The sequence below is a fragment of the Nonomuraea sp. NPDC050153 genome, from assembly GCF_044460125.1.
GTDB lineage: Bacteria > Actinomycetota > Actinomycetes > Streptosporangiales > Streptosporangiaceae > Nonomuraea.
On the sequence record NZ_JBITJQ010000004.1, the window covers coordinates 28,685 to 49,223 of the forward strand.

22 protein-coding genes and 1 pseudogene are annotated in these 20,539 nt (G+C 69.9%); 15 read left to right on the top strand and 8 right to left on the bottom strand.

The features are described 5' to 3' along the window. Window positions 1-187: 187 nt before the first annotated feature. From ACIBQ1_RS12190 to ACIBQ1_RS12205, 4 genes are all read left to right on the top strand, one after another. Window positions 188-1,186 carry an ABC transporter substrate-binding protein gene (locus ACIBQ1_RS12190; RefSeq protein ID WP_397276808.1) on the top strand — a complete coding sequence of 333 codons (999 nt, stop codon included), beginning with the start codon at window positions 188-190 and terminating at the stop codon, window positions 1,184-1,186. Further along, a complete protein-coding gene (locus tag ACIBQ1_RS12195) occupies window positions 1,183-1,998 on the top strand; it encodes an ABC transporter permease (RefSeq protein ID WP_397276810.1) in 816 nt (271 codons plus the stop codon). The genes ACIBQ1_RS12190 and ACIBQ1_RS12195 overlap by 4 nt, the downstream gene beginning before the upstream one ends. Next, entirely contained in the window at window positions 1,995-2,801 is an 807-nt protein-coding gene (locus ACIBQ1_RS12200; protein WP_397276812.1) for an ABC transporter permease, read from the top strand. The genes ACIBQ1_RS12195 and ACIBQ1_RS12200 overlap by 4 nt, the downstream gene beginning before the upstream one ends. A gap of 98 nt (window positions 2,802-2,899) precedes the next feature. Beyond that, a complete protein-coding gene (locus tag ACIBQ1_RS12205) occupies window positions 2,900-3,673 on the top strand; it encodes an ABC transporter ATP-binding protein (RefSeq protein WP_319718892.1) in 774 nt (257 codons plus the stop codon). Between the two features lie 500 nt (window positions 3,674-4,173). Here the strand turns inward: ACIBQ1_RS12205 and ACIBQ1_RS12210 are convergent, their stop codons facing one another. The 4 genes from ACIBQ1_RS12210 to ACIBQ1_RS12225 all read right to left on the bottom strand — a co-directional run bounded on the left by ACIBQ1_RS12210 (window position 4,174) and on the right by ACIBQ1_RS12225 (window position 5,355). Continuing rightward, entirely contained in the window at window positions 4,174-4,467 is a 294-nt protein-coding gene (locus tag ACIBQ1_RS12210; RefSeq protein ID WP_397276814.1) for a PIN domain-containing protein, read from the bottom strand. A 120-nt stretch (window positions 4,468-4,587) separates the two neighbouring features. Then, the gene (locus ACIBQ1_RS12215) at window positions 4,588-4,929 is read right to left on the bottom strand and encodes a hypothetical protein (protein WP_397276815.1); all 342 of its coding nucleotides are present in this window, start codon (window positions 4,927-4,929) and stop codon (window positions 4,588-4,590) included. Beyond that, complete coding sequence (locus ACIBQ1_RS12220) at window positions 4,926-5,210, bottom strand: hypothetical protein (RefSeq protein WP_397276817.1); 285 nt, start codon at window positions 5,208-5,210, stop codon at window positions 4,926-4,928. The genes ACIBQ1_RS12215 and ACIBQ1_RS12220 overlap by 4 nt, the downstream gene beginning before the upstream one ends. Before the next feature lies 1 nt (window position 5,211). Continuing rightward, window positions 5,212-5,355 carry a hypothetical protein gene (locus ACIBQ1_RS12225; RefSeq protein ID WP_397276818.1) on the bottom strand — a complete coding sequence of 48 codons (144 nt, stop codon included), beginning with the start codon at window positions 5,353-5,355 and terminating at the stop codon, window positions 5,212-5,214. Window positions 5,356-5,583: 228 nt separating this feature from the next. On the opposite strand from ACIBQ1_RS12225, the gene ACIBQ1_RS12230 reads away from it, so the two are divergent. From ACIBQ1_RS12230 to ACIBQ1_RS12245, 4 genes are all read left to right on the top strand, one after another. Next, entirely contained in the window at window positions 5,584-6,054 is a 471-nt protein-coding gene (locus ACIBQ1_RS12230) for a GntR family transcriptional regulator (protein WP_397276820.1), read from the top strand. 313 nt (window positions 6,055-6,367) lie between these two features. After that, entirely contained in the window at window positions 6,368-6,646 is a 279-nt protein-coding gene (locus ACIBQ1_RS12235; protein WP_397276822.1) for a hypothetical protein, read from the top strand. Beyond that, complete coding sequence (locus ACIBQ1_RS12240; protein WP_397276824.1) at window positions 6,643-7,041, top strand: PIN domain-containing protein; 399 nt, start codon at window positions 6,643-6,645, stop codon at window positions 7,039-7,041. Before ACIBQ1_RS12235 ends, ACIBQ1_RS12240 begins: the two co-directional genes overlap by 4 nt. Window positions 7,042-7,266: 225 nt before the next feature. After that, window positions 7,267-8,124 (top strand): DUF4429 domain-containing protein, encoded by an 858-nt coding sequence (locus ACIBQ1_RS12245; protein WP_397276826.1) that lies wholly within the window; start codon window positions 7,267-7,269, stop codon window positions 8,122-8,124. 42 nt (window positions 8,125-8,166) lie between these two features. Here ACIBQ1_RS12245 and ACIBQ1_RS12250 read toward each other — a convergent pair whose 3' ends face one another. The 3 genes from ACIBQ1_RS12250 to ACIBQ1_RS12260 form a co-directional block, all read right to left on the bottom strand. After that, a complete protein-coding gene (locus tag ACIBQ1_RS12250; RefSeq protein ID WP_397276828.1) occupies window positions 8,167-9,720 on the bottom strand; it encodes a CocE/NonD family hydrolase in 1,554 nt (517 codons plus the stop codon). Between the two features lie 61 nt (window positions 9,721-9,781). Further along, window positions 9,782-11,830 (bottom strand): DUF6351 family protein, encoded by a 2,049-nt coding sequence (locus tag ACIBQ1_RS12255; protein WP_397276830.1) that lies wholly within the window; start codon window positions 11,828-11,830, stop codon window positions 9,782-9,784. Between the two features lie 18 nt (window positions 11,831-11,848). Beyond that, the gene (locus ACIBQ1_RS12260; RefSeq protein WP_397276832.1) at window positions 11,849-13,153 is read right to left on the bottom strand and encodes a CitMHS family transporter; all 1,305 of its coding nucleotides are present in this window, start codon (window positions 13,151-13,153) and stop codon (window positions 11,849-11,851) included. A 137-nt stretch (window positions 13,154-13,290) separates the two neighbouring features. Between ACIBQ1_RS12260 and ACIBQ1_RS12265 the strand changes: the two genes are divergently transcribed. The 4 genes from ACIBQ1_RS12265 (at window position 13,291) to ACIBQ1_RS12280 (ending at window position 17,217) form a co-directional block, all read left to right on the top strand. Continuing rightward, window positions 13,291-14,232 (top strand): LysR family transcriptional regulator, encoded by a 942-nt coding sequence (locus ACIBQ1_RS12265; protein ID WP_397276834.1) that lies wholly within the window; start codon window positions 13,291-13,293, stop codon window positions 14,230-14,232. Window positions 14,233-14,365: 133 nt separating this feature from the next. Beyond that, window positions 14,366-15,589, top strand: a complete 1,224-nt coding sequence (locus tag ACIBQ1_RS12270) for a CaiB/BaiF CoA transferase family protein (protein ID WP_397276836.1) — start codon at window positions 14,366-14,368, stop codon at window positions 15,587-15,589. Next, window positions 15,579-16,526, top strand: coding sequence for an HpcH/HpaI aldolase/citrate lyase family protein (locus ACIBQ1_RS12275; RefSeq protein WP_397276838.1), 948 nt, complete (start codon window positions 15,579-15,581; stop codon window positions 16,524-16,526). Before ACIBQ1_RS12270 ends, ACIBQ1_RS12275 begins: the two co-directional genes overlap by 11 nt. Continuing rightward, the gene (locus ACIBQ1_RS12280; protein ID WP_397276840.1) at window positions 16,489-17,217 is read left to right on the top strand and encodes an SAM-dependent methyltransferase; all 729 of its coding nucleotides are present in this window, start codon (window positions 16,489-16,491) and stop codon (window positions 17,215-17,217) included. The genes ACIBQ1_RS12275 and ACIBQ1_RS12280 overlap by 38 nt, the downstream gene beginning before the upstream one ends. Before the next feature lie 46 nt (window positions 17,218-17,263). Here ACIBQ1_RS12280 and ACIBQ1_RS12285 read toward each other — a convergent pair whose 3' ends face one another. After that, window positions 17,264-18,673, bottom strand: coding sequence for a glycoside hydrolase family 6 protein (locus ACIBQ1_RS12285; protein ID WP_397276841.1), 1,410 nt, complete (start codon window positions 18,671-18,673; stop codon window positions 17,264-17,266). A gap of 305 nt (window positions 18,674-18,978) precedes the next feature. Between ACIBQ1_RS12285 and ACIBQ1_RS12290 the strand changes: the two genes are divergently transcribed. The 3 genes and pseudogenes from ACIBQ1_RS12290 to ACIBQ1_RS12300 all read left to right on the top strand — a co-directional run. Beyond that, a complete protein-coding gene (locus ACIBQ1_RS12290; protein ID WP_397276842.1) occupies window positions 18,979-19,188 on the top strand; it encodes a hypothetical protein in 210 nt (69 codons plus the stop codon). Then, on the top strand, window positions 19,185-19,898 hold the full coding sequence (locus ACIBQ1_RS12295; RefSeq protein ID WP_397276844.1) for an SDR family NAD(P)-dependent oxidoreductase: 714 nt from the start codon (window positions 19,185-19,187) through the stop codon (window positions 19,896-19,898). The genes ACIBQ1_RS12290 and ACIBQ1_RS12295 overlap by 4 nt, the downstream gene beginning before the upstream one ends. 19 nt (window positions 19,899-19,917) lie before the next feature. Beyond that, window positions 19,918-20,526, top strand: a pseudogene (locus tag ACIBQ1_RS12300) (SDR family NAD(P)-dependent oxidoreductase); the annotation flags it as partial. Window positions 20,527-20,539 lie beyond the last annotated feature (13 nt).

A 20,539-nucleotide genomic window follows, 5' to 3' on the forward strand; every position in this document is an offset into this window, starting at 1 on the left:
TCTTACCGCTCATCAAATTTTCACGATAGAACGAGAACCCGACATTGCAACCACAGGTATCGTTTTCGCGATAATGACTACAGATTTGGTGTTACGGTCTATCCCTGTTGTGCGTCAGGCACACAGCCCCCGGGAGCAGAAGCCACCCGGTCCCCCCGCCTGGCTCCATCTGAAGGGAGTCCCTGACATGAGGCTTGGCCGTCCCGCCAGGGCCGCCATCATCGGGTTAGCTTTGACACTCGGCGCCGTTGCGTGCAGCACGGGCGGCTCCACGACACCAAGCGCGGCCCCGTCCGCATCCGCCGGCGGCCTGGAGAAGACGAAGATCAAGGTCGCCACCCTGCCCGCCATCGACAGCGCCGCCATCTACGTCGCCATCGACCAGAAGCTCTTCGAGAAGGAAGGGCTGGAGGTCACCCCGCAAGTGGTCCAGGCCGCACCAGAGGCCATCCCCATGCTGCTCAAGGGCGAGATCGACGCAATGTTCGGCAACTACGTGTCGATGTTCCAGGCGCACGACAAGCAGGCTCTGAAGCTGCGCATCCTGGCCGAGGGCTCTCGCGCGGCCCCCGACTCGCTCAGCATCATGGCCCTGCCGACCTCGCCCATCAAGACCGCGAAAGACCTCGAAGGCAAGACGATCAACGTGAACGTCCTGCACAACTTCCAGGAACTGGCGCTGACGCAGGTGCTCAAGGCCAACAACGTCGACCCGGCCAAGATCAAGTACGTCCAGGTGACGTTCCAGAACATCATGCCCTCGTGGAAGGGCGGCCAGATCGACGCCGCGTACCTGGGCGAGCCCATGGTCACGGCGGCCACGTCCTCAATGGGCGCCCGCAAGATCCTCGACCCGGCGTCGGGTCCCGCGGCCGAGTTCCCGATCTCCGGCTATGTCAGCACCCAGGAGTGGTACGACAAGAACCCGAAGACGGCGGCGGCGTTCCAGCGGGCCATCCACAACGCGGCCAAGCTCATGGAGAACAACCGCGAAGTGGTGGCCAAGGTGCTGCCGAACTTCACCCAGATCGACGCGGCCACCGCGGCCACGGTCACGTTCCCGTACTTCTCCAGCAACGACAACCCGGTCCGCCTGCAACGCGTGGCTGACTGGATGCTGGAGGCCAAGTGGCTCTCGAAGGCGATCGACGTCAAGTCGCTGATGTCGCCCACCACGTCGGGGTGAGCGCTCAGACCCTGGCCCCCTCCCGCCCGGCGTCCGCCGCCACACGCTGGTCGCGCCGGGCGGGCGGGGCCCTCGCCTTCGCCGCCCTGATCGAAGTCGTCAGCCGGACCGGGCTGGTCGACCCGGAGAACCTGCCGCCCGCGACGGCGATACTCGGGCGGGCGGTGACGCTGATGGCCGATCCCGCCTTCCGCGCGCACGCCCTGACGAGCCTGCTCGCCTGGGCGATCGGGCTCGGCGTCGCGGCGGTGATCGCGGTGCCGCTCGGGCTGCTGCTCGGCAGCGTGCCGGTCGTCGACGCCGCCACCCGCTCGGTCGTGGAGTTCCTGCGGCCGATCCCGTCGGTGGCGCTGATCCCCCTGGTATCCCTCCTGATCGGCACCGGACTGCAGGTGCGCGTCACGCTCGCGGTCTACGCCTCGTTGTGGCCGATCCTCTACAACACGATGTACGGGCTGCGCGGCGTCGACCCCCTCGCCAAGGAGTCGCTGCGCTCGTACGGCTTCGGGCCCCTCGCGGTGCTGCTGCGCGTGTCGCTGCCGTCGTCGGCGCCCTTCATCGCGACCGGGATCAGGCTGGCCGCCGGAGTAGCGCTCATCCTGATCGTCAGCACCGAGATCGTGGCCGGGCGGGGCGAGGGCATCGGCGTGTTCATCTTCTTCGCCGGCATCGCCGTGCCCGCGCGGATGACCGACATCCTGGCCGCGGTGTTCTGGGTCGGGCTGTTCGGGGTACTGGTCAACGCGCTGCTGGTGGCCGCCGAACGGTGGGCGTTCCGCTGGCACCACGCGCGCCTGGGAGAGACGGCATGAGGACCAGGGGCATGCGAGGTACGGCGTTCCGGTCGCTGGTGCTGGTCGTGCTGATCCTCGTCTGGGAGGCGGCCACGCGGCTGGCGGGCAGCACGTTCTTCCCGCCGCCCAGCACGATCGTGGTCAGGATGCACGCGATGTGGTTCTCCGGCCCGCCGGGCAGACTGTTCCTGACCGACGAGGCCATCGGGAACATCCTGCCGAGCCTGGGCAGGATGGCCGCCGGGTTCGCGGGGGGCGCGCTGGCCGGGGTCGTGCTCGGGCTCGCGCTGGGGCTGTCCGCGAGGGCGTACGACTACCTCGACGGGGTGCTGCAGTTCCTGCGGGCCATCCCGCCGCCCGCGCTGGTCACGGTCTTCGTGGTGGTGTTCGGGTTCGGGCTGCGGATGCAACTGACGTTCATCGTCTTCAGCATCGTCTGGCCGGTGCTGCTCAACACCGCCGACGGCGCCCGCTCGGTCGAACCGCTGCACCTGCAGACCGGCCAGGTGTTCCGGCTGACCCGGACCGAGCGGCTCTTCCGGGTGATCCTGCCGTCGGCGCTGCCCAAGATGTTCGCGGGACTGCGGCTCGCGCTGTCGCTCTCCTTGATCGTCATGGTCTTCTCCGAGCTGCTGCCCGGCACCGTGAACGGCATCGGGTTCCAGCTCACGGCCGCGTACCAGACCTTCGACCTGCCCGCCATGTGGGGCGGGATCGTGCTGCTCGGAGTGCTGGGCTACGCCCTCAACGAGCTCTTCCTGGTCGTCGAGCGGCGAGTGCTGGCCTGGCACCACGCCGCCCAGCAACTCACCGGCACGTGAGAGTAAGATCGCAGGCGTTTACAAGTATGCCGATTCCCGCTCGGATAGAGTGTTTCCGGCTCGATGTTGTCCATGGTCTCGCCCCCTGAGGAACTCCATTGCTCGAGATAGACAACCTCTCCCACGTCTACGGCGGCGGTACCCCCAACGCGCACCACGCCATCGAGGGCCTCAACCTGAGCGTCGCCGCGGGTGAGCTGCTGTGCATCGTCGGCCCCTCCGGGGCGGGCAAGTCGACCCTGCTGCGTTCGATCGCCGGGCTGCTCACGCCGACTGGCGGCCAGATCAAGGTCGAGGGCAACCTCGTACGCCAGACGCCGGACAATCTCGCCGTGGTCTTCCAGGACTACAGCCGCTCCCTGTTCCCGTGGATGTCGGTGGCCGACAACGTGGCGCTGCCGCTGCGCCGCAAGAACATGGACAAGCGCCAGCGCCGCGAGGCCGCCCAGGAGGCCCTGGAGTCGGTCGGCCTGGCAGGCGCGGAGCGCAAATATCCGTTCCAGCTGTCGGGAGGCATGCAGCAGCGGGTGGCGATCGCGCGGGCGCTGGCGTACCGTCCGGCCCTGATGCTCATGGACGAGCCGTTCGGCTCGGTGGACGCGCAGACCCGCGAGGACCTGGAGGACCTCGTCCTCAAGGTCCGCGGCCACCACCAGATGACGATCGTGCTCATCACGCACGACATCGACGAGAGCGTCTACGTGGGTGACCGCGTGGTCGTCCTGTCGAAGGCCCCGGCCCACGTGGTCGGCGACCTCAAGGTGGAACTGCCCGGCCCCCGCGACCAGATCACGACCCGCGAGCACCCGGACTTCGTCCACCTGCGCGCCGAGGTCGGCCGCCTGGTCCGCGGCAGCCACGCCACCGTGTAACCGGGTAGTAGGTGGGCCGGGGCTCCCCCACCCGTTGCCCATCTGGGTGGTGGGCCCGCTGACACCCGCCCCGAACAAAAGGACCTCGCTCCGCTCGGACTGTCTTTACCGGGGCGCCTCCGGCGCAACCCCACGCGCCTTCGGCGCCATCAGGCCCACCCGTTGACCGACGAGGCGGTGGGCCGACTGATGCCCACCCTGCCGTCTGGATCAGCAACGCTTGTTGACCGTTCAGTCTGGACTTATTTCGTCGTGTGTACAGGGTGTGAGATGAGCGGCACATGGACAGCGATCCTCGGCGGGGACGGCTCCCTGCAGGTGCGGTAGGCGGCGGCATCTATAGCCATGCGATGTCCCCTTGTTGAAGCTTCGAGGCCGGCCTGGGCGCGGTGCAACTGCTCCTCGAAGGCGAGCCTGCGGCGAAGGCACCCTGCCTCATGCTCTTCAAGAAGCTGCTTTAGCACGTGTGACCGCAGGTACCACGAGGAGGCTGTACTGTCTTATGCGGGTCCCTCCCAGGGGTTCACCACAAGGGCGCCCGTCCGGTCCATGTGCTTGACATTGCGGGTAGCAAGGGTCCAGCCGTTCGCCATCGCAGTCGCACCGATGAGGGCATCAGGTGGGTCGATGCTCATTCCCGCGCTCTTGAGCGTCTTATGGATGGCGAGGTACGCGCTGGCCTCCCGCTCGCCGACCGCCGCGATCCGGCCCAGGTAGTCCACGCGGAGCTGGCGCGTATCGCGTTCTACGCAGCGGGTCAGCCACGGCCGCGACACCTGCTTCGATCTCGGCAACGGTGAGAACGCTCAGGTAGAGATCCGGCTGGGGAATCGATCGGGCCCAGGCGATGACGTTGGGATCAGGCTTCGGCCTCGTGGTGAGCTCGGCAACGACATTGGTGTCGAGCAGATAGATCACTCGCGGTCCTGCCGCTCATCGTAAGAGCGAGCGCCGAACTCCAAGCCTTCGAAGGGAGTCGAAAGTAGAAAGTCCATGAAACCGTCGTTGGCGAACGTGGCCCAACGGGTGAGCATGGACTCCAGTTCGGAGATGTCGGTCTCGGCGAGCTCAGCGTCGAAGTGGGCCAACTGGTCGTCGGGCAGGGACTCGCGGATCTCCCGGATGGTCCGCAGGGGATGCCTGTCATCCGCGCGGGCAGGAAGCGACATGCCAAACGTGGCGCTCATCGTCATTCCTTCCTCTCGGCCTCGTTCCAGAATAAGGCCGATTGGTACCGACGTCATCGAGCTGCTCATCGAGCCTCACCTCGCAGGATCCGCTCGAAGGTGTGCCTGGCGGTCGCGGTCAAGGTCCACACGGTTTCGTGGACGGTCTGTTTGTCGCGGTCGGTACGGCGAACGAAGCCCTGACCAGCGGCGCCGCATCGCTCGTACGTCGTCGGCCGGCATTCGCACGTCCACGAGACGACGCGGATACGCAAAGCCCGGCGGTCTGGTTGGTACCAGGCCAATACCAGGTGGCCCGGCTGGGGCGGTGCGGCGTGCGGGCTGTGGAAGTCAGGAATCTCGCGCGTCATGTCACCGCACCCTTCCTTCGAAGATCTCGACGGGGTTCTTGAGTGCGAGGTCGACGCGGGCCATGACGAGCTGGCGAATGTGATCCTCTCCCGGAGGCAGCCGGTATCCGTGCATCTCGAGCACGGCATGGATCTCAGCCGTCAAGGGTTCGAATCGTAGATCTGCGGTTGGGCCTGCCATGGGCCGGACCTCCGGCATCGGTTCGCGTGGCATTGAACGTCATGAGCCACAATAACAATGCCCGTTCCAGCCGGTGCATAGCTTGTTCTAATCCATCTAAGACAACGCCTAGTCCTAGCAAGGAACGTAGTCGCCGATGATGGCTCGTATCGGTACAACTACGATTCCGACGTGCTCAACCCTCGTGGACCCGTGCCGCTCTACAACCAACTCGCCGATGTGCTGCGCAAGCGGATCGACGACGGCGTGCTCCAGCCGGGCGCGCTCGTACCGTCCGAGGCTGACCTCGTGAGCGAGTTCGGCGTCGCGCGGATCACGGCCCGGCGGGCGGTCCGAGAGCTACGCGACGCGGGCATCATCTACACGATCAGGGGTGAGGGCTCATATGTTGGGCCAGAGAGCGCGTCGCGCCAGGCAAGATCAGGGTGGAGATTCCAGACGATCGCTGACGACTTGGCCGCGAAGGTCCAAGCCGGCGACTTCGAGCAGGACGTGCCGCTGCCATCCGAAACGCAACTCGCGCAGCAATACGACGTGGCCAAGGGCACCGTACGGCGAGCACTGACGCTTCTCCGCGACCAGGGGCTGGTGTACACGGTGCCAGGCCGAGGCACCTATCCAACTCCCCCGATCCGAAAAGGGGCCTGCCATGACTTGGGTTGATGCACACAGTGCCGAGCCGGCTCTGATCGCGGAGATCGACGCGCTCGGCTGACAGGACTACCGTTTTCGTTCGACGAGCCCGCCGAGTTCATCCCACAGACTTTTCAGCCACCGAACGATCCGAGTCGGTCACAGACTTCGAACACCTCCATGTGCCGCAGCAGGCCCAGCCTGCCCGGCCCGCCCCGAACCTCGACTCCTGAGGTCGTCGGCATCGGACGACAACGTGATCGTGCCCTGGCGTAACACTTCCACGGCTGCCGCCGACGAGCATGTTCCACGTTATGGCATTTCCAATGCCATAATGGTTCCCGTGGCTGACGACGTTGAATTTCTTCCCGGTGACGGCCCCGCGAGCGGCATCTCCATCACCCTCACCGCCGGCACTCTGCAAGCGATCCGCGAGCGGGTCGGCAAGCGGGGCGTGTCCACGTACCTGGAGAGAGCTGCTCAGCGTCAGATCGAGTGGGACAATCTGGACGAGCTGATCGCCGACTTCGAGAAGGTTCACGGCCCTGCCGATCCCGCGGCCGTGGCGGTCAAGCGGGCTCGGCTCGCCGGCGATGCCCCCGGGCAAGGGGCCGCCGCGTGAGCGGTGCCCTGGTCCTGGACAGCGAGGGCTTGGCGAAGGCCGTGCAACGGGATCGGGAGGTGCATGAGTGGCTGGCGGCGGCCCGTGACGCGGACCTTCCGGTTGTGACCTCAGCAGCAGTGCTGGTCGAGGTGATTCACCCAAAGATCAACGACGTCGCGTTGAAGTGGACATTGTCGCGCCTTCGCGTGGAGCCGGTCATGCAGGCTGTCGCCCAGTCCGCCGCCACTCTGCTGCGGAGCGCGGGGTTGCACGGTCACAAGTACGCCATCGACGCCATGCTGTGCGCGACTGCTCTCCAGCATCCGGGCCAGGTGACGATCCTGACCTCCGACGTCGAGGACATTCGCCTGCTCCTGGCCGATCATCCGCGAGCAGGAGCCGAGAAGGTCTGATGCCCTGCCGAGAGCCCACACGGTTGCCGTCACCGACCTGACCGCCGCGCGCAAACTCGTCGAGGCCGACGCCGTCGCCACCTACACCACCCCTGAGGGTTTCTACGTCGCCGCAGAGGACGCCTGCGGTGTGCCGGCCTTCGCCCAGGGTTGATCCGCCCCCGCTGGTTGTGCCTATCGACGGGACGAATGCCATATGTGGTCTCGATCCCCTAGCCTGTTTTCGTGGATGATGTCCTGGCGGGCCAGGGTTGCGCTTGGGTGTTCGAGGCGGACTCGCTGCGGATCAGGCCCGAAGGCGCCAAGGTCCCCAAACTCGTTTCCGAGCTCGGGGAACGGGTCATTCCCTATGCGGCGATCGCCGAGGTGACGCTGACGGCCGGGAAGAAGGGCACCGTGGTCCTGCGCGTGGTGCCCAGACGAGGTGCCGATCCGGTCATGACCGCGGCGGCCGGGCAGCTCCAGGAATCGGCCGATCCTTGGCGGCTGGTGCTGCCCGCCGACAGGGAGACGCTCGCCGATTACTACGCGGACGAGTTGCGGGCGGCCATCGGTGATTCCGGGCCGGTGACGCGGTTCATGGTCGAGGCTCCGCCGGTGCCCCGCACCTTCAAGGGGTGGGACGGGGCGGCGACGTTCGACGGGGCGGCCATCACGTTCACGTGGTATTGGTCGGCGGCGTCGACGGTCAAATACTCCATGGGTGACCAGCGGTTCTCGGTCGCCGATCTGGAGAACGTCGAGTGGCACGCGCCGGAGGGCACGAGCGGATGTCTCCGGCTGCGGGTTCGCGGGCGGCAGGCGGATCCCGATCCGAACAAGGACCCGGCCTCCGTCCTCTTCGGGCTCGGGTTTGGGGCTACGCACAAGTCCTTACCCTTTGCGGCCGCGGTCCTCGCGGCGATTCCGGCCCAGGACGCCCCCGCGCTCGACGCCGCCCCGACGGTCCCCGAGGGGCTACGGGCTCCGTCGGGTGCCGAGGCGGCCGAGCTGATCGCCAAGCTGGGCGAGCTGCGGGACGCGGGGCTGCTCTCCGAGGAGGAGTTCCAGACGAAGAAGGCCGAGCTGCTGTCCCGCATGTGAGCCCAAAGTGCTGGGCTTCCCGGTCTCCGTGCTGCCGAGCGGTCAGCGGGTGATCAGGCGGATGGTCGAGCCGCCGTGGCCGAGCCTCAGCGACACCTGGCCCGCCGGGGCGTCGGAGTCGATCTCCGGGTAGTCGTCGCTGGACACCGTGACGCCGATGCTGTGCCCGGCCGCGACGCGGTAGTGCGTGGGCCAGGTGCGGATGTCCAGGTCGTACGTCTTCCCGGGGCGAACCGGGATCGCGCGTGTGTGACCGGAGCGGTGGCTCGCCTTCAGCCAGCCCTGGGTGATGCGGGTCGCCGTGCCGTCGGGGGCGATGTCCTGCACCACCACCGCGATGTTGCCGTCGGCCGCCGTGAACGAGGCCCGTACCTTCGCCTCGACCTCGCCCGCGAGGACCAGGTCGCGCCGGAGCGGCCCGGTCGCGAACGACAGCCGCCGGCCCGGCCCGCCCGGGGCCGGCTGGGTGTTGACCTCGAAGGTGCGGGTGGCGGGCCTGCCGGGGTCGGAGGTCAGGGCGCCGTCGGCTCCGAGGCCGAGCCGCACCGGTCGCGTTCCCGCAGGAGGCCAGCTGTCGAACTGCTGCCAGCCCGTACCCGGCACCTCATAGGAGGTCACCTTGGCCGCGGGCAGCGGGGTTCCGGGACGGCGGGCCAGCCAGCGGTCCCACCAGGCGAGGTAGGCGCCGTTGCCGATGTCGGCGGGCTGCCCGGCCGGCCAGCCGTGCACCCAGGGGCCGGACACCAGCCAGACGTTGCGCCCGCGCGCACGGAAGTTGTCCACCATGCCCTGCCGGTAGCGGTCGTACCAGCCGGCGATCTCCAGGACGGGGACGTCGAGGTCCTTCCAGCGGGACTTGACGCTGCGTTCGCGCCAGAAGTCGTCGTAGAGGGGGTGCTGGGCGTACGTCACGAGGGTGTCGGGGGCGACGGATCGCTGCCAGTCGCGGATCCTGGCAGAGTAGATGCCGCCCCGGTAGATGGTGTTCTCGTACCAGTCGCTGATGCCGTCCACGGGGATGACGGCGGCCAGGTGGGGCGGCTTGTTGACGGCGACGAGGAGGGACGAGTGCCCGCCGTAGCTGACGCCCGTCTGCCCGATCCGGCCCGTGGACCAGGGCTGGGCGGCCAGCCACTCGATGAGGTCGTAGTTGTCGCGCTGCTCCTGACCGCTGAACGGGTCGAGATAGCCGGGCGAGTCGCCTGAGCCTCGGACGTTGCACACGGCCGCGACGTAGCCCCGGGTGACGAAGTACGCGGCGGCCTGGCCCTGGGGTCCGAGCTGGTTGTAGGCGTTGTAGTCGTAGACGATGCCGGGGAAGCGGCCGGGGGCCGGGGTGCCGTCGGGGGCGGCCGGGCGGTGCAGGTCGCAGGCCAGGTGGCTGCCGTCGCGCAGGGGTACGGTGACGCGTTCCTTGTGGACGCCGTACTCGGCGGGGCGGTCGTAGGCGAAGAACGGGTCGGCGGGGAGGGAGGTGGTGGTGGTCCCCGCCACCGGCGCCGGTTCGGCGGCTGCGGGGAGGGCGGGGGCGCAGGTCAGGCCCAGAGCGGCGGACAGGGCGGCGGACAGGGAGGCCATGATCTTGGTGGGTCTCATGTTCGATCCTCTTGAGGCGGAGGGGCGCTTCGAGGTGAGGGCGCTTCGAGGTGAAAGGGCGTCAGGAAGGGAGGGGGTGGGATGAGGGCGGAGGGCCGAGAGGGGTGCCGCCGGGGCCCGTGGCGAAGGTGAGCCAGGGTTGTGGCGGGCGGAGCCGGCCCGTGGCAGGATCCGCCTGGCCGACCCCGGGGCGGGAGTAGTCGCACACGCCCGTCGGGAAGGCCGCGCGCAGGCCCGCCCACTGCCCGTCCGTGAACGTGACACCGCCGTAGTCTCCCCGCCGCAGCGGCTTCAGGCGGCATTTCAGCAGGTCGCTGGTCGGCCCCTCGCCGGCCGCGACCCGGGTGTCCGCCTTGTGCGGGTACGCCTGGTCGCAGGCGGCCTGGTCGGTGACCTTGGCCCCGGAGATCCAGCAGGCGTCCACGGCCTCGGCGGGCCGGTGGCGTACGACCTTGCCGGGCAGCGGGGTGGGCCGGTGGTCGGCCTCGACGGCGGCGAGCCAGCGGTCCATGACGTCCAGGGGCGAGCCGTCGCTGCCGTTCGTCCAGAGCACCTGGTTGCGGTGGTGGCCGTTGGCCCGGTCGAGGCGGTTGCGGAGGACGAGGCTGCGCCAGGGGTAGTGGTAGTCGTTGTTGTCGGTGCCGCGGAGCACGAGGATCGGCACCTGGGCCAGCCCACGGCCGAAGACGACGCGTCCGGTGCGGTGCGCGATCTCGACGGCTCCGGCATCGGCCGCGCTCCGCGAAGGGGTCCGGTTCATGTCGATGTCGAAGCCCCCGACCCGCTGGTTGAGGTCGGCGAACTGCTCGGCGCTGATGCGCCCGTCGCGAAGCGCGGTCAGGCCGTACTGGACGCCGACGTTGTCCCACGGCCGCCGGGCGCACGGCACGCCGGAGCACTCCTGCGGGCGGGCGCACGACGCACCGGAGCAACCCTCCACGCCGGCGCACGGCACGCCCGAGCAGCCCTCCCTCCGGGCGCCGTAGATGGAGATCATGAAGTCCTGGAGCGTGCAGCGGACGCCGCCGGGGTTGCGCACCGGGTCGTAGCTCGCCTCCCCCGCGCAGGACGTCCCGTCGTCGGGCTTCATGTAGTCGGGGGCGCGGCCCGTGGAGGTGGCGCAGACGCCGGTGCCGCCGTGCCCGAAGACGGCGGTCCTGTCGTCGGGGTCGGTCCACAGCGGCGCGGAGTCCATGGCGCGCACCAGGGCGGCGCAGTCGCCGAACTCCCGGTAGGCCCCGACGATCTGGTCCGGCCAGTCCTGGGTCGGCAGGAGTCCGTCCAGCAGGCCCGGGTAGGCGTCGGCGACGAGGTACTGCTGGAGCGCCCCGCCCGAGCCGCCGCGCCCGATGGTGTAGCGGATCTCGCCGTACGTCTCGACGACGTGCTCCTTGACCATCATGACGGTCTCGGCGGAGGTGACGTCGTTGCTGTGCAGGTAGTTGTCGGTCATCGTGGACGACGCCACCGCGAACCCCTTGACGGCCGCCTCCTGGGCCTCCGGCATGGTCAGCCCGCGGGAGACACCCTGCCGGTACTGCTGGCCCGTGCCCGCCCCGAACACCCACACCAGCTTGTGGTTCCAGTTCGCCGGCACGAGGACGTCGTAGATCCCGCGGTTGACGGCGCCGCGTTCGAGGGTGGCCATGACGCCATTGCCCAGAGTGATCTCGCTGCGGACCGGCGCGGCGGCGCACTGGTCGTTCAGCGCGGGGCCGAGGCCGTTCTCGGCCGTCTGGCACTGCCACGGCCGCACCTGCGGGCCCGAGAACACCGGGCCGCCCGACGGGTGGTCGGTGATGGTCAGCCGCTCGGCCCGCCCTCGCGGCGGCCGGACGGTCAGGACGTTCTCGCCGGGCGAGAGGCCGTCGACGAGCCCGGTCAGCGTGCCGTCCGTCCCGGGCGCGAAGCGCGAGGTGACGTCGGCGCCGTTGAGCTCGACCCGCACCCGTGAAGGGCCGGTGACCCTGACCAGCGCGTCGCCTCCCGAGACCAGGTCGGCGCGGTTGGAGAGCGCTTCGACATGGAGGTCCGGCTGCTGCGGGACCAGCGGCAGCGCCATGAGCGCCGGTATGAGCGCCGGTATGAGGGCGAGCTCGCGCCAGCTCATGTTCACTCTCCAGAGGGCTCAGAGGGAGAACGCGCCGGTGAGCAGCGCGACCGCGGTCATCACGAGCGTGGTGGCGAAGGCCCACTTGAAGATGAAGCGCTGGTGCTCGCCCAGTTGCACGCCGCTCATCCCGACCAGGATGAACGTGGAGGCGGTGAGCGGGCTCAGCGGGAACCCGGTGGTCATCTGCCCGAGGATGGCAGCCCTGGCCACCTCGGCGGGAGCGCCGCCGAAGCCGCTGACGGTCTCGGCGAGCACGGGCAGGACGCCGAAGTAGTAGGCGTCGGGGGTGAAGACCAGGCTGAGCGGCATGCCGGTGATGGCGACGAGGACGGGCAGGTGCCCGCCGAGCGAGTCGGGGATGACGCCGACGAACGCCGACGCCATGCTGCTGATCATCTTGGTGCCGGTGAGGACGCCGGTGAACACGCCGGCCGCGAAGATCATCGTGGTGACCAGGACGACGCTCTTGCCGTGCTTCTCCAGGAGCTCCTGCTGACGCTCCCAGGTGGGGTGGTTGACCAGCAGCGCGATCGCGAACCCGACCACGAACAGCACCGGCAGCGGCATCACCTGCAGCACGAGCCCGACCAGCAGGGCGACGGTGAGGACCAGGTTGAAGACCGTCAGAGCCGGGTGGGCGGGCGCCCGCTGGGTGCCGGGCCCGTCGCCGACCAGCCGCTCCTCGGGCGTCTCAGGGGCGGAGATCGTGCCGAGGCGGCGGCGTTCCCTGAGCCCGATCAGGTACGACGCCACCAGCACCCACACGATGCCCGCCGCCATCGCGGGCAGGACCGGCGTGAACACCTGGGAGCTGTCCAGCTTCAGCGCCGCCATCGCGCGGGCGGTGGGGCCGCCCCAGGGGATGAGGTTCATGACGCCGGCGCCGAGGCAGACGACGCCCGACAGGACGAGCGGGCTCATGCCGAGCCGCCGGTAGACCGGCAGCAGCGCCGAGATCGTGATGAGGAACGTCGAGGCGCCGTCTCCGTCGAGGGCCACGCACATGGTCAGTACGGCGGTGCCGACGGCGATGCGGAGCGGATCGCCCTTGGCCACGCGCAGGATGCCGCGGATGAGCGGATCGAAGAGACCGGCGTCGATCATCAGGCTGAAGTACAGGACCGCGAACGCGATCATGATGCCTGTCGGCGCGACCTTGGTCAGCCCGTCGAGGATCATCTTGCCCAGCTCGCCGCCGAAGCCCCCGGCCAGCGCGGCCAGAACCGGGATCAGCACCAGCGCGATCAGGACCGACACGCGTTTGGTCATGGTGAGCAGCAGGAACAGAGCGATCGTGGTGAATCCCAGGGCTGCCAGCATCGGTGTTCGCCTTCTTCCTCGCCCGGCTCGCGGGGGGTGACGTGCCGGAGTGTTACGGAAGAGTTTCCGAGCGACGAAATCACAGGTCCAGCATCAAAGCAACATTTATCCATGCGTTCTGCGCAATAGTCCCGTCTATGCTCGACGCCATGGAGGCGAACCTGCGGCTGCTGGCCGCCTACGCCGCCGTGGCCAGAGCGGCGAGTTTCACTGCGGCCGCGGCCGAGATGCACGTGTCGCAGTCGTCGCTCAGCCGGGCGGTGGCCGAGCTGGAGCGGCTGCTCGGCGCGCAGCTGCTGGAGCGCGACACCCGCAACGTGCAGCTCACGGCGGCCGGGGTGGAGACGCTGCGGGTCGCCGAGCAGATCGTGTCCGCGCACCGGTCGGGCATGAAGGAGCTGGAGCGCTACCTGCTCGGCGAGTCGGGCGTGGTGGCCGTGGCCACGCTGCCGTCGGTGGCGGCGGTGCTGCTGCCCCGGGTGATCTCCGAGTTCCGGCTGCGCCGGCCGCTGGCGGGGTTGCGGATCATGGACGGCCTGGAACAGGTGGTGCTCGGCCGCGTCCTCTCCGGGGACGCCGACTTCGCGATCTCCACGGTCGGCGCCGCGCCCGAGCAGCTCGAACACCGCCCGTTGATCAAGGACCGCTTCCACGCCGTGCTGCCCGAGGACCATCCGCTCACCGAGTTCCCGGAGATCACCTGGGAGGAGCTGGCCAGGGAGCCGTTCCTGGCGGTCGGGCCGGAGTCGAGCGTGCGGCGGCTCACGGACGCGGCGTTCGCGCAGGCCGGCGCGGTCCCGACGCTGGCGGCCGAGGCGGGCAGCGTGGCCACGGTGGGCGGGCTGGTGACGGCCGGGCTGGGCGTCTCGGCGATGCCCGCCCTGGTGCTACCGCTGATGAGGGCGGGGACGGTGGTGTACCGGCCGCTCGCCGAACCCGTCGTGGACCGCCGGCTGGACGTCGTGGTCCGGGCCCGCCGCACGCTGCCGCTGGCGACGAGCGCGTTCCTGGACCTGCTGGACGGGTTCCGCCGCGAGCTGCGGGACCTGCCCGCGGGCGTCACCTGGAACCGCGACTGAGGTCGCCCGGAGGGTCATCCGGGATTCATGCGCAAAGCGCATTGAATGATGGGTTTCTTGTGCTGGACACGCATTTCACCGCCTCGGCAGGATGAAACGACCGCAATCGCGATCGGGAGGCGAAGGAGCGCGGGTGGCAGGCACGGGTCAGGACACGGGCGGGAGCGGCCAGGGGCAGTTGCGCGGGCTGAAGGTGGTGGAGTTCGCGCATGTGGTGGCCGGGCCGATGGCCGGCTCCATGCTCGCCGACCAGGGCGCGGACGTGGTGCACGTGGAGGCCCCCGGCGCCGGCGACGCCGCCCGCGCGATGGGCCCGGTACGGGACGGCGTGCCCCTGTGGTTCAAGGTCGCCGGGCGCAACAAGCGTTCGGTCACCCTCGATCTGCACCACGCCGCCGGACGCGAGATCGCCCACCGGCTGGTCGCCTGGGCGGACGTCGTGATCGTCACCCTGCGGGCCGGGCGGCTGCGCGCCTGGGAGCTGGACTGGGAGGCCGTGCACCGGCTCAACCCGACGGCGATCCTGCTGCAGATCTCGGGGTTCGGGGCGACGTCCTCGCGGGCGGACGAGCCCGGCTTCGGCAAGATGGGCGAGGCCAGGAGCGGGGTGGTGCACCTGACCGGGTTCCCCGACGGGCCGCCCGTGCACACGGGGTTCTCGCACGGGGACGCGGTCACGGGACTGATGGGCGCGTACGCCGTGCTCGCCGCCCTGCACCGCCGCGCCACCGACCCCGGCTTCGACGGCGAGTGGATCGACCTGGCCCTCTTCGAGCCGCTCTACCGGCTGATCGAGTGGCAGATCATCACGTACGACCAGCTCGGCGCCGTACCCGAACGGGCGGGCAACCAGCTCGCCGTCGCGCCCGCCGCGGTGATCAACACCTATCGCGCCGGTGACGGCGAGTGGATCACGGTGACCTCCGCGACCCTCCGGTCGGTACGCAACGTGGCCCGCCTGCTCGGCCTGCCCGAGGAGGACTTCGCGACCTCGGCGCAGCAGCACGCGGGCCGGGAGACCCTGGACAAGGGCCTGCGGGAGTGGGTGGCCGCGCGGAGCACGGACGAGTGCCTGGCGGAGTTCGCCCGGGCGGAGGTGGTGGCCTCCCGGGTGTTCACCGCCGCCGACATCGCCGCCGACCCGGTCTACGCCGAGCGCGGCGACATCATCACCGTCGACGACGCCGACCTCGGCCCCGTGCGCATGCAGGGCGTGATCCCCCACTTCCACCGGCGACCAGGGAAGGTCTGGCGCACCGGCCCCGCGCTCGGCCAGGACAACCGCCTCGTCTACCACGAATGGCTGGGGCTCCCCGAGGAGGAGCTCGCGGAGCTGGAGCAGCACGGTGTCATCTGAGCGGCCCCTGATCCGTTCCCTGCTCTTCGTCCCGGGCACCAGGACCGGCTGGCTGGCCAAGGCGGAGGCGGCGGGGGCCGACGCGGTCATCCTCGACCTGGAGGACGCCGTCCCCGCCGACGGCAAGGTCGAGGCCCGCCGCGAGGTGGCCACGGCGGTGGCCGACTACGCGGGGCACCTGGCCCTGTTCGTCCGCGTGAACCCGCTGGACGGCTGGGCGGGGGCCGAGGAGCTGCGGGCCCTCGCGCACGAGCGGCTCACCGGAGTCGTACTGCCCAAGGTGGCCGGTCCGCAGGACGTGCGCCTCGCCGACCGGCTGCTCTCCTGGTGCGAGCGCGAACGCGGCCTGCCTCAGGGGCACATCGCCCTGGTGCCGCTGCTGGAGACGGCCTCCGCGCTGCGGGCGGCGTACGACGTCGCCATGGCGGCCCCGTCCCGGATCGCCTACCTCGGCGCGGTCACCGCGCCGGGCGGCGACGTCGCCCGCGCCGTCGGCTACCGCTGGACCCCGGAGAGCACGCTCGGCCTGCGCTCCCGCGTGCTCCTCGACGTGCGCGCCGCCGGGATCCCCAACCCGGTCGCGGGCCTGTGGACCGGCATCGGCGACCTGGACGGGCTGCGCTCCTTCGCCGAGCAGAACCGCGACCTCGGCTACGAGGGCATGATGGCCATCCACCCCTCCCACGTCCCCGTCATCAACGCGGCCTTCTCCCCCTCCCCCGACGAGCTGGCCCGCTACGCCCGGCTGATCGAGGCGGTGGAGTCCGCCCAGGCCGGGGGGTCGGGCGCGGTGACGTTCGAGGGCGAGATGGTGGACGAGGCCATGGCCGCCACGGCACGCGCCGTCCTCGACCGGTACGGCCGACAAACCGGTTGCGGGCACCGCGAGACTGAGTCGCATGGAACGAGAACAGATCAGCGCCATCGCCCACCGTGACCATCCGATCGCCGCGCCCATCACGCCCGGCAACCTCGACCGGCTGCTGCGCCGGGCGGCGCTGCCGGAGGGGGCCCGCATCCTCGACCTGGGATGCGGCGAGGGCGAATGGTCGCTGCGCGCGCTCGAACTCGTCCCCTCAGCGACGGCCGACGGCGTGGACATCTCCCGGCAGGCCCTGTCCTCGGCGGAGCGGGCGGCGGCCGCGCGTGGCCTGTCCGGCCGGCTGACGCTGCACGAGACGCCGGCTGCCGAGTTCTCCGCGGAGCAGCCGTACGACCTGGTGCTCTGCGTGGGCTCGACCCACGCGTTCCAGGGGTTGAAGGGCACGCTGGACGCGGCCGCCAGGTTCGTGCGGCCCGGCGGGCTGGCGCTGGTCGGGGAGGGTTTCTGGGAGAAGACTCCGGCGCCCGAGGTCGTGGCGGCCATCGGCGAGTATCCCGATCTGGCGGGCACGGTGGCCGCCGCCGAGTCCGAGGGCTGGCCGGCCGTGTACGGCCACGTGAGCACCCTCGCCGAGTGGGACGACTACGAATGGTCGTGGACCGGCACCCTGTCCCGCTGGGCCGCCGCCAATCCGGGCCCGGACGGAGACCAGGCCCTCGCCGTCGCGCGGGAGCACCGCGAGCTGTGGCTCAACGGCTACCGGGAGGCGCTCGGCTTCGTCACCCTCCTGCTCCAGCGGGCCTGAGAGAGAGCGGCCGGGCCTCTCGCCAAAGAGACCCGGCCACCGGGGGCTAGCCGTTGATCAGGGCAACCGCCAGGTCGGGATCGAACGTCCCGGCCGGCTTGTCGGAGACGCCGCACACGCCGTCGGAGTCACCGGGCACCTTGACCCAGAAGAGGTACTCGGCGCCGCTCGTCTGCTTGACGGGCGGGGTGCCGAGCTTGCGGTCGGGCGGGTTGCACCAGTTGTCCTCGGGCGTGCTGTCCGAGTAGGGGCCGTTGCCGTTGCGGCTGGTGTCGATCACGTACGCCTTGGCGCCGACCGAGCTCGACAGGTAACCGTTGAGCGCGACGGAGTACTCCTCGGAGTCCTCGGTGGTGAAGTAGTTCGACACGTTCACGGAGAAGCCGCGGGTGTTGGCGATGCCCGACTTGACCAGCAGCGGCGCCATGAAGTCGGGCGTGCGCCAGGTGGCGTTGGCCGCGTCCAGGTAGACCCACGCGTTGGGCGCCTGGGCCTTCAGCACCTGCGTGGCGTCCAGCAGCATCTTGTACTGGTCCTCGGGGTTCTTGCCGATCTGGGTCACGCACGGGGCGGCGGCGACCGCGTCGGGCTCCAGCACGACGATCGCGTGCCTGGTGCCGATGGCCTTGGCGAAGTCGGTGATCCAGGTGTGGTACCCGGCCGCGTCGCCCGCGCCGCCGCCCGACTGGTCGGCGCACGCGTCCCGGTTGGGGATGTTGTACGCGACCAGCATCGGCAGCTTGTCCTGGGCCTGCGCCGCGCCCACATAGGTGTCCACGGCCTGCGTGATGTCGCTGAACCAGCCGCCGAACCACTCGAAGATCGGCTTGTTGGCGATGTTCGATGAGATGGCCTGGGTCTGGCCGGCGCTCGGATTGGCCGTGACGAACTTGGCCGGGTTGGACTGGTTCCACACGAACAGGGTGGTCGGGCGCGTCGTCTGCGTCTCCATCAGCGACACGTTGTCGAACCGGACCACGGGCTTCCCGCCGGACCCGCCGAGCTGGAACGTCACCTCGGCCGCCGTGTCCGCGGCGGTCGCGGCGGTGAAGGGGATGCTGTAGCGCTTGCTCGTCGTGGTGAGCTGCACGCCCGTGGCCAGCGACTGGTTGGCGCTGGGCGTGGCCTTGTACTGCACCGTCGTGGTGGCGTTGAACGCCACGGTGGAGTAGGCGTCGAAGGAGAGCGTGTAGCTCTTGCCCGGGTTCAGGACGGCGGCGGTGGGCGCGGCCACCATGGCGTCCCAGGGGTTGGCGACGACGGCCTTCACGTCCACCCGCAGCCGCTGGGATTCGACCGCGACGGTCGTCTGGCCGATCGCGGCCCAGGGGGCGGTGGAGCTGTCGAAGGTGCCGTTCCCGATGAGCTGGGTGGCGGCCGAGGCCGGCTGGGGGACGACGAGAACTGCTGTCAGAACGGCGGATAAGGCCGCGGTCTTGCCTGCGATGAAACGCACGTGATCACCTTTCGGCGGGAGTCGCGGTTGATCATTACCGACCCGTCTGAACAAGGTCAAGGGATTCGGTATGAACGTACTCAGCGGCGTCGGCGGTGACGGAACGTAACCCCCCGGGGCGCACGGCTCCGATATGATCACGGCATGGTTCCTGGCACCTTGTTTCGCTAGTCCGCGTCCCTAAGCGGACTCCGCAGCGCTTTCCGGCGACCCGTGGGCACGGGTCCGGCCGAGCGCTCCGTTCCGCGTGCTCCGACGCGTTGACCGCCGATTCCGGCATCCGACAGAGAAACGAGTGCATCGCCATGACTTCCCACTCCATGTCCGGGCACACCGCTGTCCTCAGCACCCTCGACCCGGACGACCCCGTCCTCGACGATCTCGACTCGCTGCGCGGCGTGGTCTCCGACGCCCGGGTCGTGGGCGTCGGCGAGGGCGCCTACTTCGTCCGCGAGTTCACCCTCGCCCGCGCGGGCGACACCTCGGCTCGCGACCACTTTGGAGCATCCTCATGAACATCACCAACGCCGTCGTCACCGGTGCCGCCGGCGGGATCGGCAGAGCCCTGGCCGCCCGTCTCCGCTCGGACGGGGCGCGGGTCGTGCTCGCCGACGTCAACGAGACTGCGCTCGCCGAAACCGCGGCCGAGCTGGGAGCCGAGGCCGTCCGGACCGACGTCTCCGACTCCGCGCAGATGGAGACGCTGGCCGCCGCCGTACCGGAGGTCGATCTGGTCTGTCTGAACGCGGGCATCGTCGGCCGTGATCTGGGCGCGCCGTGGGAGGTCAGCCCGGAGGACTGGGACCGGGTGTTCGCGGTGAACGTCGGCGGCGTGGTCAACGGATTGCGGGCGTTCGTCCCGCGCCTGCTCGCGGCCGGCCGGCCCGCGCACATCCTGATCACGGCGTCCCTGGCGGGGCTCGTCACGTTCCCCGCCGGGGGCGCGTACGCGGCCTCCAAGCACGCCGTCGTCGCCCTCGCCGAGCAGGCCGCGCTGTCGCTGGCCGACACGCCCATCGGCGTGACGATGCTGTGCCCTGCCCTGGTCCGCACCGGCATGTCGCCCGACGGCGAGGACCCCGCGGACATCGCGGACCAGGCCCTCGCGGCGGTGCGGGCGGGCGCCTTCACCGTGGTCCCGAACGGCTGGCCGGCCGCGATCACGCGGCGCGCCCACTGGCTGGCGACCGGCGCGCGTCCCGAGATGCCGGCCGCCGGCCGATGATTTTGACCCCCAGGTCAAGAACCTGCTGGACACCGCGCTCGCCGAGCTGGGCGGCATCGACCTGCTGGTCAACAACGTCGGCGGCGGCGACGCCATGGAGCCGGTCGGCTTCCTCGACACCGGCGACGCGGAGTGGGCCGCCGTCTTCGACGTCAACCTCCTCAGCGCCGTCCGCGTCACCAGGACCGCCCTGCCCAGCCTGATCGAGCGCCGCGGATCGGTGGTGAACGTCTCGTCCATCCGTCCAAGTGGACGGGCCGACTCCGAACGCTCACAGCGGGCTGCCGAGTGCGGCGGTGTCGTTGTCGTCCGGTGGCGGGCGGGATCGCCGCAACCGCCCGAAGCGGGCGGCGACTCGGCGGGAAGCCCTTCCAGTCCCAGCCGGTACGCCACCAGAAGCCGTCATGGTGGCGTCACACCACCAGTCCCACGCACGCGAGCCCATAGCCGTCGCCCGCCTCGCCCTGAATGCGCAGGTGGCTTGACTCCCTCTGCGGCTGCTCGGCCATTTCGAGCCGGGGTGGGACCTCCACATACGCCACGCCTGGGCGTGTCAGAGCGAGGAGTGACATTCGCCTACCGGCGAAGACCGGAACCGCACTACCCTCTTGCCCGCTCCGAAACGTAGCCATACGATCACG

Excerpts from the sequence above, each read along its gene's own strand:
- ACIBQ1_RS12250 (WP_397276828.1), bottom strand. The coding sequence starts at position 9,720 with ATGAGACCCACCAAGATCATGGCCTCCCTGTCCGCCGCCCTGTCCGCC.
- ACIBQ1_RS12280 (WP_397276840.1), top strand. The coding sequence starts at position 16,489 with ATGGAACGAGAACAGATCAGCGCCATCGCCCACCGTGACCATCCGATC.
- ACIBQ1_RS12265 (WP_397276834.1), top strand. The coding sequence starts at position 13,291 with ATGCTCGACGCCATGGAGGCGAACCTGCGGCTGCTGGCCGCCTACGCC.
- ACIBQ1_RS12200 (WP_397276812.1), top strand. The coding sequence starts at position 1,995 with ATGAGGACCAGGGGCATGCGAGGTACGGCGTTCCGGTCGCTGGTGCTG.
- ACIBQ1_RS12290 (WP_397276842.1), top strand. The coding sequence starts at position 18,979 with ATGACTTCCCACTCCATGTCCGGGCACACCGCTGTCCTCAGCACCCTC.
- ACIBQ1_RS12255 (WP_397276830.1), bottom strand. The coding sequence starts at position 11,830 with ATGAGCTGGCGCGAGCTCGCCCTCATACCGGCGCTCATACCGGCGCTC.
- ACIBQ1_RS12190 (WP_397276808.1), top strand. The coding sequence starts at position 188 with ATGAGGCTTGGCCGTCCCGCCAGGGCCGCCATCATCGGGTTAGCTTTG.
- ACIBQ1_RS12260 (WP_397276832.1), bottom strand. The coding sequence starts at position 13,153 with ATGCTGGCAGCCCTGGGATTCACCACGATCGCTCTGTTCCTGCTGCTC.
- ACIBQ1_RS12215 (WP_397276815.1), bottom strand. The coding sequence starts at position 4,929 with ATGAGCAGCTCGATGACGTCGGTACCAATCGGCCTTATTCTGGAACGA.
- ACIBQ1_RS12220 (WP_397276817.1), bottom strand. The coding sequence starts at position 5,210 with ATGACGCGCGAGATTCCTGACTTCCACAGCCCGCACGCCGCACCGCCC.
- ACIBQ1_RS12295 (WP_397276844.1), top strand. The coding sequence starts at position 19,185 with ATGAACATCACCAACGCCGTCGTCACCGGTGCCGCCGGCGGGATCGGC.